This window comes from Pedobacter mendelii (genome assembly GCF_014635725.1).
GTDB lineage: Bacteria > Bacteroidota > Bacteroidia > Sphingobacteriales > Sphingobacteriaceae > Pedobacter > Pedobacter mendelii.
This window is the reverse complement of the sequence record NZ_BMDJ01000002.1, coordinates 382691-398475: the sequence shown is the minus strand read 5'-3', so window position 1 is coordinate 398475 and position 15785 is coordinate 382691. Positions and strand designations below refer to the sequence as shown.

Annotated in this window: 14 protein-coding genes, 1 tRNA gene and 1 pseudogene; all 16 read left to right on the top strand. The window is 34.2% G+C overall.

All coding sequences use genetic code 11. The annotated features are described in order from the left end of the window. Positions 1-47 precede the first annotated feature (47 nt). The 16 genes and pseudogenes from IEV50_RS05095 (at position 48) to IEV50_RS05025 (ending at position 15767) form a co-directional block, all read left to right on the top strand. Positions 48-2087: a BatA domain-containing protein gene (locus tag IEV50_RS05095; RefSeq protein WP_188412159.1), complete on the top strand. Its 2040-nt coding sequence runs from the start codon at positions 48-50 to the stop codon at positions 2085-2087. Then, on the top strand, positions 2084-3340 hold the full coding sequence (locus tag IEV50_RS05090; RefSeq protein WP_188412158.1) for a dihydroorotase: 1257 nt from the start codon (positions 2084-2086) through the stop codon (positions 3338-3340). The genes IEV50_RS05095 and IEV50_RS05090 overlap by 4 nt, the downstream gene beginning before the upstream one ends. 108 nt (positions 3341-3448) lie before the next feature. Beyond that, a complete protein-coding gene (locus IEV50_RS05085) occupies positions 3449-4117 on the top strand; it encodes a hypothetical protein (RefSeq protein ID WP_188412157.1) in 669 nt (222 codons plus the stop codon). 21 nt (positions 4118-4138) lie between these two features. Continuing rightward, positions 4139-4711, top strand: coding sequence for a DUF4199 domain-containing protein (locus tag IEV50_RS05080; protein ID WP_188412156.1), 573 nt, complete (start codon positions 4139-4141; stop codon positions 4709-4711). Positions 4712-4864: 153 nt separating this feature from the next. Beyond that, positions 4865-5815 (top strand): glycosyltransferase family 2 protein, encoded by a 951-nt coding sequence (locus tag IEV50_RS05075; protein ID WP_188412155.1) that lies wholly within the window; start codon positions 4865-4867, stop codon positions 5813-5815. A 77-nt stretch (positions 5816-5892) separates the two neighbouring features. Beyond that, on the top strand, positions 5893-6861 hold the full coding sequence (locus IEV50_RS05070; protein WP_188412154.1) for a glycosyltransferase: 969 nt from the start codon (positions 5893-5895) through the stop codon (positions 6859-6861). After that, positions 6858-7646, top strand: coding sequence for a hypothetical protein (locus tag IEV50_RS05065; protein WP_188412153.1), 789 nt, complete (start codon positions 6858-6860; stop codon positions 7644-7646). The genes IEV50_RS05070 and IEV50_RS05065 overlap by 4 nt, the downstream gene beginning before the upstream one ends. 110 nt (positions 7647-7756) lie before the next feature. Next, positions 7757-9256, top strand: a complete 1500-nt coding sequence (locus IEV50_RS05060; protein ID WP_188412152.1) for a GH3 auxin-responsive promoter family protein — start codon at positions 7757-7759, stop codon at positions 9254-9256. A 71-nt stretch (positions 9257-9327) separates the two neighbouring features. Then, positions 9328-9689: pseudogene (locus IEV50_RS19885) on the top strand (four helix bundle protein). Between the two features lie 151 nt (positions 9690-9840). After that, positions 9841-11001: a 1-deoxy-D-xylulose-5-phosphate reductoisomerase gene (locus tag IEV50_RS05050; protein WP_188412384.1), complete on the top strand. Its 1161-nt coding sequence runs from the start codon at positions 9841-9843 to the stop codon at positions 10999-11001. 29 nt (positions 11002-11030) lie between these two features. Further along, on the top strand, positions 11031-12347 hold the full coding sequence (gene rseP / locus IEV50_RS05045) for an RIP metalloprotease RseP (protein ID WP_188412151.1): 1317 nt from the start codon (positions 11031-11033) through the stop codon (positions 12345-12347). A gap of 73 nt (positions 12348-12420) precedes the next feature. Continuing rightward, entirely contained in the window at positions 12421-12960 is a 540-nt protein-coding gene (gene hscB, locus IEV50_RS05040) for a Fe-S protein assembly co-chaperone HscB (RefSeq protein WP_188412150.1), read from the top strand. 9 nt (positions 12961-12969) lie between these two features. After that, entirely contained in the window at positions 12970-13095 is a 126-nt protein-coding gene (locus IEV50_RS19735) for a hypothetical protein (RefSeq protein WP_262890401.1), read from the top strand. Between the two features lie 105 nt (positions 13096-13200). After that, positions 13201-13491, top strand: coding sequence for a DUF3817 domain-containing protein (locus IEV50_RS05035; protein ID WP_188412149.1), 291 nt, complete (start codon positions 13201-13203; stop codon positions 13489-13491). 295 nt (positions 13492-13786) lie between these two features. Continuing rightward, positions 13787-15151 (top strand): sensor histidine kinase, encoded by a 1365-nt coding sequence (locus tag IEV50_RS05030; protein WP_188412148.1) that lies wholly within the window; start codon positions 13787-13789, stop codon positions 15149-15151. 536 nt (positions 15152-15687) lie between these two features. Then, a tRNA-Leu gene (locus IEV50_RS05025) sits at positions 15688-15767 on the top strand. The last annotated feature ends 18 nt before the right edge of the window (positions 15768-15785 follow it).

The following is a 15785-nucleotide window of genomic DNA, read 5'->3' as shown; positions in this document are numbered from 1 at the left end:
CAATTGAAATTCGCCGCTTTACATAATTTTTCTATCTTTGATTTTTAATGAATTTCCTTTATCCGGGCTTTCTTTTCGCACTACTAACGGTTGCCATTCCGGTTATTATTCATTTATTCAATTTTAGGAAATTTAAAAAAGTTTATTTCTCTAACGTTCAGCTTTTAAAAGAGGTAGAACAACAAAATTCATCAAAAGAGAAAATAAAGAATCTCCTTATTCTTTTATCCAGAATTTTGGCGATAATCTTTTTAGTGCTCGCTTTTGCACAACCTTACATTCCTTTAAACAATCAAAAAGCAACAGCTTTAAATAATGCAGTAAGTATTTACATCGATAATTCTTACAGCATGGAGGCCGTTAATAAAGATGGAAGTTTACTTGATGAGGCTAAACGCAGAGCTAAAGAATTGGTTAAAGGATTTGGAATTAACGATAGATTTCAGCTGTTAACAAACGATTTTGAGGGAAAGCATCAACGTTTGTTAAGCGAAGAAGAATTTTTGAAAGCTTTAGATGATGTTAAAATTTCAGCCGCAACCAGAAATCTACAACAGATTTTAAACCGGCAAGGAAATGTTTTAACCGGTTCGGCAAATCAATATAGTTTCCTGATTAGCGATTTTCAAAAAAACATCGCCACGAATAAAAAGCTAGAAACCAAACCGGACATCCAATATTCTTCCTTGAAATTAAATGCAACAACTTTATCTAATATTGCTGTAGACAGCATTTGGACACTTTCTCCAAATCATCAGCCCGGGGCAAATGAAAAGCTTGTGGTTCAGGTGAAAAATTATTCTGAAGAGGATGCGGTAAATATTCCACTAAAATTAACCATTAACAATCAACAGAAGGCCCTAAGTTCAGTTACTATTCGGTCAGGGAAATTCAAAAGAGATACATTAAATTTTTCCGGCCTGGCCGTCGGTTGGCAAAAGGGGGTTATCAGCATTAAAGATTTCCCAGTAACTTTTGATGATTCTCTCTCTTTCAGCTTTAAAGTAGATTCAAGTTTTCCTGTACTCAGTATTAATGGACCGAATGCTGGAAATTACATCAAAGCACTTTTCGCTGCTGATAACTATTATAAACTAACAGAAAACAGCGAAAGCAGCATTAACTACAGCAGTTTTGCCGATTTTGGCTTAATCGTTTTAAATGGATTAAAAAATCCATCTTCAGGTTTAGCACAACAACTAAAAACGTATTTAAAAACTGGCGGTTCAGTCGTAATATTTCCCGATTTAGATTCGGATATTCAGGTTTACAACTCCTTTTTAAGCGGATTATCGCTCCCGCAAATACAAAGCTTAAATACTACGGCAGCAAGAGTAGATAAGATAGATTTGCAACATCCAATTTTTAAAACAGTTTTCGAAGAAATTCCAAAGAATTTAGATTTACCATCAGTTAATCGTTATTTCAATTTTATTGAAAGTAATTCTTCAAACAAGGAATCAATTATGGCTTTACCTGGAGGAAAAACTTATTTTTCTAAGTTCGGCATAGGTAATGGGCAAATTTATCTATCAGCTACGGGTTTGAGCGATAAAGATGGAAATCTAGCTCGCCATCCTTTTTTTGTTCCTTTAATGTATCGCTTAACATTAAACAGTGGAAATGAAGATGCATTGTATTACACCTTGAGCACAGATAATATTTTAGCAAGCAAACGGATTTCTTTGGGTAAAAACCAAAGTTTAAAACTTATCTCAAAAAACTTCGAAGCTATTCCCGAAGTACGTCAGGCAGATGGAAAAACACTTATTTACACAGCCGACCAGATTAAAGCTGCAGGATTTTATAATTTAAACCTGGCAGATTCCTTACTTGCTGTTTATAGTTTTAATAATGGTAGGTCAGAATCTGATATGCATTACTTAACTAAAAGTGAACTTAATAATTTGGTAGAAAATGGAAACTTCAAAATATACGATACAGATAAAGATGCAGTTAAATTAGTTTCAGGAGCTAATAAAATTGGACAGACTTTATGGAAACTTTGTCTAATTTTGTCGCTGATTTTTATTGCAGCAGAAATTCTGCTCATCCTATTTTTTAATAACACAAAAAAAACAATATGAATCTCCTTGTAAAGCATGTAACCATTGCCGATCCGCAAAGTAAATTTAATAAAGAGCAGTACGATGTTAGGGTAGTTGATGGAAAAATTAAAAGCATTGGTAATTTATCGGCAGAAAAAGGCGAAACTGTTTTTGATGCCGAAGGTGCCTTTTTAGCACCAGGATTTTTCGATTTAAATTGTGTTGCAGGCGATCCAGGTTTCGAAACCAAAGAAGATATTGAAACTTTAACCGAAACTGCCAAAGCAGGTGGCTTTACAGGTTTAGCTTTGTTGCCACAAGCAAATCCTGTGGTTCAATCAAAATCTCAGGTAGAATACATCATTAATAAGGCAAAAAATAATTTAGTAGATGTTTATCCTGTTGGCGCAATCAGTCAAAATCGCGAAGCAAAAGAAATTGCCGAACTTTTTGATATGAAGCAGGCCGGCGCTGTTGCTTTCTCTGATGGAGATAGCGCTTTGCAAGATGATGGTTTTATGAGTCGTGCTTTACAATATGCCAAGGGTTTTGATGCACTTTTGATGGTTTACCCAGAAAATAAATCTATTGCTGGCAAAGCACAGATTAATGAGAGCAAGAACTCGGTTTTGCTGGGTATGAAAGGCTTGCCACCTCTTGCCGAAGAAATGCATATTGCCCGTGATATTTTTTTGGCAACTTACAACGAAACCAAAATTCACATCAGCAATATTTCTACAGCAGGTTCTGTTGCATTAATTCGCAAAGCGAAGAAAGATGGTGTTCAAATCTCTTGTGATGTTACGGCACATCATTTAGTTTTTACTGAAGAACTTTTATCAGATTTTGATACTAATTACAAAGTTAAACCCCCTTTGCGCAGCAAAGCAGATATTAAGGCTTTAATCGCAGGTTTAAAAGATGGAACTATAGATGTTATAACTTCGCAACATCGCCCTGAAGAGATAGAATTTAAAAACGTTGAATTCGAAATTGCACATTATGGAATCATTGCTTTGCAAACAGTTCTTCCATTATTAATAAAAGCAGGATTGGATGCAAACCTTATTGCAGAAAAATTAAGCATCAACCCAAGGAAATTACTAAATTTAAATATTCCATTAATTGAAGAAGGAGCGGTGGCAAACTTTACCATTTTTAATCCTAACGAAAAATGGTTGTATAGTGCTGAAAGTAATCATTCAAAATCGGCTAACAGCCCATTATTGGGTGCCGAATTAACCGGGAAAGTAACCTTAGTTTTTAACAATAATCAATATCAAAAGAGCTAAAAGACTAAAGCAGAAAGATTGAAATATTTGCCTCATCTTGATACTAAATAATTGGTACTAAATACTTGATACTTGGTACTTGATACTAAATACTTGATACTAATAAAAATGGATAGTAGAGTAAAAAAAGCGTTAAGCGCATCAATTACTAAATATGCTGAAACAGAAAATGTTGATGCAGCTAATTTTCAAAAAGAGCTAATTGCCGCTTATGAGTTAGATTTAAATTTCTTAGATAAAGCAGCCGCTTTCGATGATGTTTTCGATTCAAATCCAAAGTTTGAAGAGTTGAGAGAAATCTTCTTCGATTTATTGATGGTTAATTTCTTTAGCAGTGATGTTCAGAAATTAGAAGATGATTATTTAGAAAGCGATGAATGGGCCAAAATTGAAGAAGAAACAATTGATAGAGGAACAGAACTTTTAAACTTGCTGCTTTACATTAAAGAATGTAAGGATGAAGATTTAGACCCTGAATTAGGCGATTTCTTAAAAGAATTTTTGCTGGTTGAGGATGATGAATTTCAAGATGAATTTGAGATTTATGAGGAGTTAATCAGTAATCAGCAACTAGCAGAAGGCAGTATAGAAGAAATTTGTAAAACTGCTGAAACTTTAAATGTTAGCGAAGAAATGAAAGATTTATTTGTGCCGTTTATGGCTTTTTTCCTGGATACGGAGGGAAGTGCAGAAACAACAAAAGAATTAATTCAGTTTAGCCGTAACAAATCGTTCGATTCTGCTACTTATATATTGATAACAACTATTAATAACTAAAACTTAATTCAATCAAACAAGATGGACAAGAGCACCTTAATTACCAAACTATCTCTTAAATATGGTTTTATTCTTGCAGCAGTTTCAATTGTGATTTCCTTAACGCTGTATTTTATAAATCCTGTAATGCTTTACACCAATTTCGCATTACCTTTTGTTATTTTAATCATTTTTATTGCCCTGCTTGTTTTTGTAGGAATTAATATCCGTAAAGAGATTGGAGGCTATTGGACATTTGGAGAAGCTTTTAAATCATTTTTAATTATTGCATTAATTTTAGCATTTACTTCTGTTTTGTATAATGTTGTACTGATGACGTTGATAGACCCAGATTTGCCGTCTAAAGCTGCTTCAGCAATTGAAGAATCGCAAAGAAGCATGATGGAGAAATTCGGAATGGGGGCAGATCAAATAGATGAAGCAATGGCAAAGGCAGGTAATATGCAAGAAAAACTTGCTCCAACTTTTAAAAATTCATTTACAAGTTTTGGTGTTTCATTAGCTTTGTATGGTGTTTTGTCTTTAATACTTGCTGCGATTCTAAAGAAAAAAGAACCTGTAACTTTCAATACATTACCTGAGCAAGAAGCTTAAAAACAAAACATAAGAATTTTCTACGCGTAAGTTTTATCATTTAATTTGATGAAATTTGCACGTTTTAATTTAAAAGCAGATATAATTTAGTCTTGATTCTTGATACTTGGATCTTAATACTAATGCTTAATACTCAAATCTTGATACTCATAAATGGATATATCAGTAGTAATACCCTTATATAACGAAGATGAATCGCTTCCGGAATTAACGACCTGGATTGCGAAAGTAATGGCAGAGCATAACTTCAGCTACGAAATTATTTTGGTTGATGATGGCAGTACGGATAACTCCTGGACGGTTATTGAATCTTTAAAACTGCAAAATAATGCAATTAGGGGTATCAAATTCAGAAGAAATTATGGTAAGTCGGCCGCACTTAATGTGGGCTTTGAAGCAACAGAGGGTGATATAATCATTACCATGGATGCAGATTTACAGGATAGTCCTGATGAAATACCTGAATTATACCGTCGAATTAAGGAAGAAAAACTCGATTTAATTTCGGGTTGGAAAAAGAAACGCTACGACCCGATTACCAAAACCATTCCTACTAAATTATTTAATGCCGCCACCCGTAAAATGAGCGGAATCGAATTAAATGATTTTAATTGCGGCTTAAAAGCTTATAGAAGTGATGTTGTAAAAACCATCGAAGTTTATGGCGAAATGCATCGTTACATCCCGGTAATTGCAAAATGGGCGGGTTTTACTAAAATTGAAGAGCAGATTGTAGAGCATAGGGCACGTAAATATGGCACAACAAAATTTGGTTTCAGTAGGTTTATAAACGGCTTTTTAGATTTACTTTCGATATTTTTTGTCGGTAAATTCGGTAAACGCCCTATGCACTTCTTCGGCTCATTGGGTGTTTTAAGCTTTCTTGTTGGAACTTTTATGGCTTTGTGGATGATTTTCATAAAGCTTTACCATATTGCCGCACATATTCCATATAAAAGAGAAATCACCGACCAGCCGCTATTTTACATCGCTTTAGTTGCAATTGTGGTTGGTTCGCAAATGTTTTTAACCGGTTTTGTAGCAGAGTTGGTTACACGTAACGCACCAGAAAGAAATCAATATTTGATAGAAAAGAGGGTGTAAGCTAAATGGTTTAGGGCGTAAGGTTTGTACGCTCAAAACCCTATGCCTTTTACCTTCTACCCTTTACCCTCTAAAACATGTTTTTCTCCATCATAATTCCGCTTTACAATCGTCCGCAAGAAATTAACGAACTTTTGTACACCTTAACAAAACAAACCTATTTACAGTTTGAGGTTTTGGTTATCGAAGATGGCTCCAAAGAAGATGCTAAAGAAATTGTAGAAAGCTATTCCAATAAACTCGATATAAAATACTTCTATAAAGAAAATGAGGGGCAAGGTTTTACACGGAATTATGGCTTTGAAAGAGCTACAGGAGATTATTTTGTAATTTTCGATTCTGATTGTTTAATTCCTGCAGATTATCTTGAAATTGTTAAAAACTATCTTTATGAACACGATTTAGATGCTTATGGCGGTCCTGATGCTGCTCATGAAAGTTTTACTCCTGTTCAAAAAGCAATAAGTTATGCCATGACTTCTCCATTTACAACCGGGGGTATTCGAGGTAATAAAAAACATGTTGGTCAGTTTCATCCACGCAGTTTTAATATGGGTGTTTCCCGAGAGGTTTGGGAAAAAGTTGGTGGTTTTATTTTAACCAGGTTGGGTGAAGATATTGAATATAGCATTCGAATTCACGAGAACGGTTTCAAAATTGGTTTAATTCCTAATGCTAAAGTTTACCATAAAAGGCGGACAAGTTTTGGCCAGTTTTACAAGCAGCTTCATTTTTTTGGCAGGGCGAGAATCAATATTTATATACACTTTCCTAAAGAGTTAAAATTGGTTCACTTTTTCCCTGCAGCTTTTACAGTTGGATTTATTTTTACTGCCCTCTGTAATATATTTTATTGGCCTTTAGGAATTGTTGGTAATTTTATACTGCTAATGTTCTTTTTGTTGATATTTTTTCACTCCTGGTCGGTAAATAAATCTATAAAAGTTGCATTTTTGAGCATTATATCTTCATTCATCCAACTAACCGCTTATGGTTTAGGGTTTATACAGGATTTATTTAAAAGAGTGGTATTTAAACAACAATGATAAATTATCTAAAAGAAAGCACATTTGCTGTTAATGATGTAATTCAGAAAGCCTGGGTTATTACAAAAAAACACTATTTCTCTATAGCTACTTTGTGTTTTTTAATGTTTATAACAGCGAGCGCATCGAGTTTAATGGCTTTTTTTATAAAAGATGTGAGTAAATTTTTAAGCATTGCAATGGTATTCATTTTCATAATGCTTTATTTTACTATTAATCTCTCTCTTTTTAAATACATTTTTCATTTGATGGATGATGAGTTAAACGATGTTAAAATTGTTGATACTTTACCAACTCGACAACAAATTATACGCTTTTTAGTTGCTACATTATACTTTGTTGGCTGTATTTTCGGCGTGTATTTAATAGTAATTTTAATTGCGTTTCCTTTTATTTACACTGGTTTAGATGTAACTATTGTCAAAAATGTTGCAATTTCTGTAGGTATAATTGCAATTTTCATCACTTGGTTAAGGATTTCATTTTTCCCTTTCTTTATTATTGATAAGAATTGTAAGCCTTTCGAGTCTATAAAATTAAGTCTTGCTACAACCAAAGGTAATTTCACTAAAATATTATTGCTTTTGGTAATTTTGGGTGGCGGTTATTTAATTTACCTATTGCTAAACTATTTACAATGGCCTCTCGTTGCATTTATCGTAAATATTTTAAGTTCATTCATAATTGTACCCCTATCCAGCGTTGCTTTAACCGTAGCTTATCGTAAAATTTCTGGGGAATATCAAGGAGATGAACATCCTGATATCTTGCATAATATCGTTTAACAGCTTAAACGCTTAAAGTGGATTTTAGACATTGTTTAATGTTATGCATCCAATAAATAAAGAATTAAACATTAACATTAGAAAGGAGAAAATCCTTTAGGGATTTATTTATGGGTTTAAAAGCTATATTAAGTAAACCTTTTGCTGCCTTTGCAGTTTGGCAGATAAGCAAGTGGAAGAATAATGCCGTTGCGGCTCAGCAAAAAATTCTTTTAAAACTTGTTAATGAAGCAGCGCAAACCGCCTTTGGGAAAGACCATCATTTTAAGGAAATAAAAAACTATTCCGATTTCAAAAATAACGTTCCTGTTCAGGATTACGAAGGTTTGAAGCCATATGTAGATAGAGTTGTTGCAGGCGAGGCTGATGTACTTTGGAAAGGAAAACCGCTGTATTTTGCAAAAACCTCTGGTACAACATCGGGTGTAAAGTACATTCCGCTTTCTAAAGAATCCATGCCCGAACACATAAAGGCAGCTCGAAATGCTATTTTAACTTATATCAACGAAACCGGTAAAACAGACTTTGTAAACGGTAAAATGATTTTTTTACAGGGCAGTCCGGTTTTGAATGTCAAAAACGGGATTAACGTTGGCCGGCTTTCCGGAATTGTGGCGCACCATGTTCCAAAATACTTGCAGAAAAACCGTTTACCATCTTATGAAACCAACATAATCGAAGATTGGGAAGAAAAAGTTGATGCCATTGTTGAGGAAACCATTCATGAAGACATGACATTGATTTCAGGTATTCCGCCTTGGGTTCAAATGTATTTTGATAAACTTACAGAAAAATCAGGTGGGAAAAAGATTGCTGAGGTTTTTAAAAACTTTAGTCTGTTTATTTATGGGGGCGTAAATTTCGAACCATATAGGGCAAAAATCGAACAGAGCATTGGTAAGAAAATAGATTCTATTGAAACTTATCCTGCTTCAGAGGGTTTTATTGCTTATCAGGATTCTCAAAAAGATAAGGGACTGTTATTATTGGCTGATGCAGGTATTTTTTATGAATTTATCCCAGCTGATGAATACCATAATGAAAATCGGACAAGATTATCGCTTGGTGAAATTGAATTGAACACTAATTACGCATTGGTTTTAAATACAAATGCTGGTTTATGGGGATATAGTATTGGTGATACAGTAAAATTTGTATCTAAGAATCCTTATAAAATTGTAGTTACTGGTCGTATCAAGCATTTTATATCAGCTTTTGGCGAGCATGTTATTGGCGAGGAAGTTGAGCATGCACTTTTATCTGTAGCAAATGAAGAAGGTGTAGAGATTACAGAATTTACTGTTGCGCCTCAAGTTAATCCTGAAAAAGGAAGACTGCCTTACCATGAGTGGTTTATAGAGTTTTCTTTGGCTCCGAAAGATATTAATACTTTCAGTAAAAAGGTAGACCAGGCTTTGCAAAAGAAAAATATTTATTACTTTGATTTGATTGAGGGAAACATCCTTCAACCACTAATTATACGTATTTTGAAAAAAGATGCTTTTGTAAATTATATGAAAAGTGAAGGGAAGCTGGGTGGGCAGAATAAAGTGCCGAGGTTAAGTAATGACAGGAAACTGGCTGATGGATTAGTGGATTATATTGTTTAATTGTTTATTGTTATATTGTTTGCATGATTCCCTGTTGCAACTTTAAATGATAAAAAACGGAACAAAATTATTTGCAATTGAATCAGATAACAGCTTACAAAAAATCATTTCATCTAAGTAATTTGATATGGGAACTTAGGTCGAACCGGGATAGTTTTGCGAAGCACACAGTAGGTCAGCAATATGTTAGGGCTATTGATTCGATATCCGCAAACCTGGCTGAAGGCTTTGGGAGATATCATAAGAAAGATAAAATAATTTTTACTATTATAGCTTTGGGTCGGTAAAAGAGTGCCTGGATTGGAATGAGAAAGCCAGGGATAGAAAATTAATTGACAACGAAACATACATAAAGATTTTTTCAATTCTGGAAATCCTGCCAAAAGAAATTCATCAACTGATAAAATTTACAAACGAAAAGCTAAAGATTTAATTGAGCTCAGAATTTATTTTATCATGAATATAAAATAGCTCAATAATTTTAAACATTAGAGAAAGAAATAATTGTGCAGTATAGCAATTATATAATTCTTTTAATAAGAGAGGAAGAACAGCAATTGGACAATATAACATTACGACAATCTATAAAAAATATAACCATATTAGGTTCAACAGGAAGTATAGGTACACAGGCGCTTGAAGTTATTCGGGATAACTCTTCTATTTTCAAGGTATGTGTTTTGTCTGCACTGAAAAATGCTGAACTATTGATTCAGCAGGCGAAAGAATTTAAACCCGAAGTTGTAGTAATTTGCGATGAATCTCAATATTTATATGTAAAAGATGCATTGTCATCTTATGATATTAAAGTTTTAGCCGGAGAAGAAGCACTAACTGAAGTTGCCGTTCATCCGCAAAGTGATGTTGTATTAACAGCACTAATGGGGTCGGTAGGTTTAAAGCCGACAATTGCGGCAATAAAAGCAGGTAAAAATATCGCTCTTGCAAATAAGGAAACTTTAGTTGTTGCTGGCGAATTGGTAACCCAGTTAGCGGCTATTTATAATGTTAAAATTCTTCCGGTAGATTCAGAACACTCGGCAATTTTTCAATGTTTGGTAGGCGAGGAGCAAAATGAAATTGAGAAAATTTATCTTACTGCTTCGGGTGGTCCGTTTTTAGGAAAAAACCTTGTTTACTTATCAACTGTAAAAAAGGAGCAGGCCTTAAAACACCCAAACTGGGTGATGGGCGCTAAAATTACTATCGATTCTGCATCTTTAATGAACAAAGGTTTAGAAGTTATCGAAGCCAAGTGGTTGTTTAATCTTGATGTTGAGCAGATTGATGTAATTGTTCATCCTCAATCCGTAATTCACTCTATTGTACAGTTTACTGATGGTTCTATGAAAGCACAAATGGGTGTGCCGGATATGAAATTACCTATACAGTATGCTTTAAATTATCCCGACAGGCTAAAAAACAATTTTAAGCGTTTTAATTTTCTGGACTACCCGAGTTTTAGTTTCCAAAAGGCAGACCTAGAAACTTTCAGGAACTTAAGCTTGGCATTTAAATCATTACGAAGAGGGGGAAACATGCCTTGCATTTTAAATGCGGCAAATGAAATTGTTGTAGAAGCATTTTTGAAAGATAAGATAGGTTTTCTACAAATGAGTGATGTAATAGAAACATGTATGGATAAGATTGATTTCATTGAAAAACCACAATTAACTGATTATTTAGAAACTGACAAACATAGCCGTATCTTAGCGGCCGAATTAGTAACAAAAAGTATAATTTAACATCTAACTTAAAAATTTTATAATAGCATATGAATGGATTGATTATGGCGGGGCAACTGCTGCTCGGATTGTCTTTATTGGTAATATTACACGAATTAGGGCATTTTCTGGCGGCCAGGGCATTTGGGATTAAAGTAGAAAAGTTTTATTTGTTTTTTGATGCCTGGGGTTTTAAACTTTTCAGTTTCAAAAGGGGAGATGTAGAATATGGAGTGGGTTGGTTACCATTGGGTGGCTATGTTAAAATTGCCGGAATGATTGATGAAAGTATGGATACGGAGCAATTGGCTCAGCCTGCGCAACCTTGGGAATTCCGTTCTAAACCAGCTTGGCAACGTTTAATCGTAATGTTGGGTGGTATTATCGTGAACATAATTGTTGGTATTTTCATTTTCTGGATATTAACATTTAAATATGGCGAAACCTTTACGCCAAATAGTGCTGTGGTTAATGGTATTCAGGTTGGTAAAGTCGCAGCTGATATCGGTTTAAAAAACGGCGATAAAATTTTGGCGATTAATGGTAATAAGGTTATTCGTTTCGAAGAGCTAAAAAGCTCGAAAGTTTTAATGGGTAATTCTTTGTTAACGGTTATCCGTGGAGATAAAACCATAGAAATAAGAGTACCTGATGATTTTTTGAATAAGGTTGCTGATGGTAAAAGCCTTTTTGTAGAGCCTCGTTTAAAAACTATTGTAGATAGTGTACTTGCTGGCTATGGTGTTGAAAAGGCTGGAATTAAAGTGGGTGATAGAATAACAATGGTTGATGGAGTTCCAGTAAAATATCAGGATGAAGTTAAGCCTCTGGCGCTAAAGAAAAAGGGACAAAATATTGCTGTAACTGTTGATCGTAATGGACAACCTTTAAAATTTAATGTTAAGGTAGATACAGCTGGTGCCATTGGTTTTTATGGTCATTTTAATGAAATTCAGCGCAAAACCATTAATTATGACTTTTTTGCTGCATTGCCAATTGGTGCAAACATGGCCTGGAGCACTTTTATGGATAATGCGAAAGGCATTGGTAAAATGATTACCGGTAAAGTGAGTGCCCGTAACATAAGCAGTCCGATTGGTATTGCAAAGGTTTATGGCAGTACTTTTGATTGGGTTAAATTCTGGACTTTAACCGGATTAATCTCTATGGCCTTAGCTTTTATGAATTTATTACCTATTCCGGGTTTAGATGGTGGACATGTGGTGTTCCTTTTAATTGAAATGGTGCAACGCAAGCCTGTAAGTGAAAAAGTTTTGGAGAAAGCGCAAATAGCAGGCTTTGTTATTTTGATTAGCTTGATGGTGTTTGCATTTGGTAATGATATTTTAAAAATATTCGGTAAGTAAAACGAATTTTATATAATTGCCGCAGATGAAAGAATAAATTTTCTACCATCTGCGGCTTTTTTGATGAATACTTATGACTGGTCAAACAACATTTCCTAATTATTTCGAATTTTACGAATTGCCAGTAGAGTTCCATCCAGATTTAAATGCTGTAAAAGCAAAATTCTATGCTTTTAGTAAGAAGTTTCACCCTGATTTTTATGCCAATGAAAGTGATGATAAGCAACAGGAAGTTTTAGACTTATCAACTTTGAATAATAAAGCTTACCAGGTTTTAAGCCATCCTACAAAAAGATTAAGGTACGTTTTAGAATTGAAAGGCATAGTAGAAACTGATGAAGGTTATCAACTACCTCAATCCTTTTTAATGGAAATGATGGATGTAAATGAGGCACTGATGGATTTGGAATTTGAACCGGATGCAAAAAAGCTGGCAAAGGTGAAAGAAGATGTTAATTATATAGAACAGCAATTGAATGATGACCTGAATGAACTTACCAAGCAGTTTGATGAAAATCCTGCTGAATCTGAAAGTTTGCTTGGCTCTATTAAAGATATTTTCTATCGTCAGAAATACATCAACAGAATTAGGGAGCGGCTTCCTAAGGGTTAGCTTTTTATCATGATAGCCAAATTCTTTAAAGTTTATTTTGAAAGCTATGCTGGCATAGCATATGCCTTAACAGGCGATCATCATGCAATAGGACTGGGCGCAACTATAGCCAGGGGTGCTATGGTTTATCCATAATTTCTGGCTCATACTTCTATCCTCCAACAGCCAATTGTAAAATCATTTTTTAGTTTTTGATGAGTCGCTTGTTAACGGTACTTTCGAAAAAAAACAATCAGATACATGAGTTCTCTTTCTATTTTTCGCAAGGTTGCCGTTGCCGAAGGCATATCTTACCTGCTTTTATTATTTGTGGCCATGCCGCTTAAATATTGGGCTGGATTACCTTTATATGTTAAGTATACTGGTTGGGTGCATGGGCTACTGTTTGTACTTTATGCAGCAACTTTAGTTTTAGCCTGGCAGGAACAAAAATGGAAATTTGGTAAAGCTGTTTTAATTTTCTTGGCCTCACTTTTACCCTTTATGCCATTCGTTGTGGACAAAAAATTAAAAGATGAGCGGGCATTATAATTCAATCGCAATGGGTTAAAATCTATTTTAAAATAATTTTGTGATATAGCCTTTCGTTATGTGTAATGTAACTCCTTCCAATACATGTTCTTATGGTTGTGCGGGTCTCAAATACCAGCGGGGGAAAGTGCCAGTCTGTATCTGGGTATAGCTCCTTTTTAAGCAATTAAAGATGAGTTTTAAGTTAATTTATTAAGCAATTGTATATATTATTTTTTCTATTTATGGCGGGATATTAATAGAGAAAGCTATTTTTACACTACCATCAATTTCATTGGGGCTTTGAAGAAACACTATGTTTAAATCTATTCAAATTGCACTAGGTTTCAATTCTGTAAAAAATAAAACCATTTGGAGCGATCTAATCGGTAGTAGAGCTTCATTCTCATTGGAAAGCAGAATTTTCCATTCAATTAGTGCAGGATTAATTTTTCTTTCGGCCATTTATTTTCTTTATAATCTATATGCAGGTTTGTATGTAGGCGCTTTATCGGCGTTGTTATTAGGTATATTTTTTACCTATCAATACTATTACTCAAGATTTAAGGCAAAACCGCATAGCACATTTTTTTTTGCTATTGCAGGCATTTTAATTTTCGGGATTAATTATTTCACTAACTCAGGTATAAATGGTTCGACAGATTTAATATGGCCAGCTTATTTGCTAGTTTTGCTGGCAATTTCTCCATACTACGAACATTTGAGGTGGCTTATTATCTACATTACCTGTTTTTTATGCGTTCATTTATTGGAGTTTTATTATCCTGGTTTGGTACAAAATCCTTTTACAGCAGGCCATGGCCAGTTTATAGATAGGATTACAGCCTTTCCGTTACCAGTTTTAGTCATTTATATTATTATCAGATTTATAAGAAAGAGTTATGATAATGAAAGGCAAGCTGCAGTAGAAAAAGCTTTAGCCTTGGAGGAAAGTAAAGCGCAAATTTTAGCACAAAAGGAGCAGTTGGAGCAAAGTAATAGTGAAAAGAACAAGTTAATGTCTATCATTTCCCATGATTTAAGAACACCTTTAGTAAATATTCAAACTTATTTAGGGTTGTTAAACAATAGGAAGATTGAAAGTAAAGACAGACTAATGTTAGAATCATCATTACTACAATCTACCAATGGAGCAGTAGAAATGTTATCTAATTTGCTGCATTGGTATAAAACGCAAATGGAAGGCCTTAACATCAACTTGCGAGAAATTAATTTGTTAATGGCTTTACAAAGTACCTTGGATATGGGCCAGTTATATGCGTCAAAAAAAGAAATTTTGTTTATCCATCATATTCCATTGGCTATTAATGTAACGGCCGATGCTGATATTTTACAGCTAGTGGTACGAAACATAATTACCAATGCTATAAAATTTACGCCGCAGGGCGGAAAAATTCAAGTAAATGCCGAGCTGATTTTAAACGAATGTAAAATTACCATAAATGATAATGGAAAAGGAATTGCTCCAGAAAAACAAGAAAAAATCTTTTCTATTAATGCAGAATCTACTTATGGTACCAATAATGAAAAAGGTGTTGGCTTAGGGCTTATGTTATGCAAAGAATTTATAGAAAAACTGGGTGGTAAAATAGAATTTGAAAGCAACTTAGCGCAAGGTTCAAGTTTTTTTGTTTACATCCCTACTTCGCACAAAACATAAATCAATACTAATTTCGCCAATTTAAAATTGACAATTGTTTAATTTAAATCCTTTGTTAAAATCAAATTTAGCTACAGAGCGGCATCATCTTTCATCATTTTATATTCAATAAGAAATTAGTTGCCTTAAAACCTGGAATTCCAATGTTAAAGTGGATATTTAGTTAAGCGGCAATATTTTTTATCTAAGATTTCTATTGAGTTTTTGCGCCAATCGAAGATGAACGGAGAACAGGTTAGACTTCCTGAAAAAACCAGGGGCAGATATCCTTAATAGTTTGAGGGGTAAATTACCTGGAGGTGCCAAATTAGCCTACTAAGAAATGTATGCTATTATTTTACCTAAAACCGGAGCATTATGAGCAATTTGAAGTTATATTTTAGCATCTCTATGCGTTTAATGCCATTGGTTGCAGATAGAAAATAAAAAATGAAACGTCATTATAAATTGAAAAGCAAAGGTTTAACAGCTATTTTAAAATAATTTTGTGATTTAGCCTTTCGTTACATACATTTGCAACCCCGCACAATAAGAATGCCCAGTTGGCGGAATTGGTAGACGCGCTGGTCTCAAACACCTGTGGGAAACCGTGCCGGTTCGACTCCGGCACTGGGTACTGACCGGAATCGAACAC

Coding starts and splice junctions, on each gene's coding strand:
- IEV50_RS05095 (WP_188412159.1), top strand. CDS start 48: ATGAATTTCCTTTATCCGGGCTTTCTTTTCGCACTACTAACGGTTGCC.
- IEV50_RS05090 (WP_188412158.1), top strand. CDS start 2,084: ATGAATCTCCTTGTAAAGCATGTAACCATTGCCGATCCGCAAAGTAAA.
- IEV50_RS05085 (WP_188412157.1), top strand. CDS start 3,449: ATGGATAGTAGAGTAAAAAAAGCGTTAAGCGCATCAATTACTAAATAT.
- IEV50_RS05080 (WP_188412156.1), top strand. CDS start 4,139: ATGGACAAGAGCACCTTAATTACCAAACTATCTCTTAAATATGGTTTT.
- IEV50_RS05075 (WP_188412155.1), top strand. CDS start 4,865: ATGGATATATCAGTAGTAATACCCTTATATAACGAAGATGAATCGCTT.
- IEV50_RS05070 (WP_188412154.1), top strand. CDS start 5,893: ATGTTTTTCTCCATCATAATTCCGCTTTACAATCGTCCGCAAGAAATT.
- IEV50_RS05065 (WP_188412153.1), top strand. CDS start 6,858: ATGATAAATTATCTAAAAGAAAGCACATTTGCTGTTAATGATGTAATT.
- IEV50_RS05060 (WP_188412152.1), top strand. CDS start 7,757: ATGGGTTTAAAAGCTATATTAAGTAAACCTTTTGCTGCCTTTGCAGTT.
- rseP (WP_188412151.1), top strand. CDS start 11,031: ATGAATGGATTGATTATGGCGGGGCAACTGCTGCTCGGATTGTCTTTA.
- hscB (WP_188412150.1), top strand. CDS start 12,421: ATGACTGGTCAAACAACATTTCCTAATTATTTCGAATTTTACGAATTG.
- IEV50_RS19735 (WP_262890401.1), top strand. CDS start 12,970: ATGATAGCCAAATTCTTTAAAGTTTATTTTGAAAGCTATGCTGGCATA.
- IEV50_RS05035 (WP_188412149.1), top strand. CDS start 13,201: ATGAGTTCTCTTTCTATTTTTCGCAAGGTTGCCGTTGCCGAAGGCATA.
- IEV50_RS05030 (WP_188412148.1), top strand. CDS start 13,787: ATGTTTAAATCTATTCAAATTGCACTAGGTTTCAATTCTGTAAAAAAT.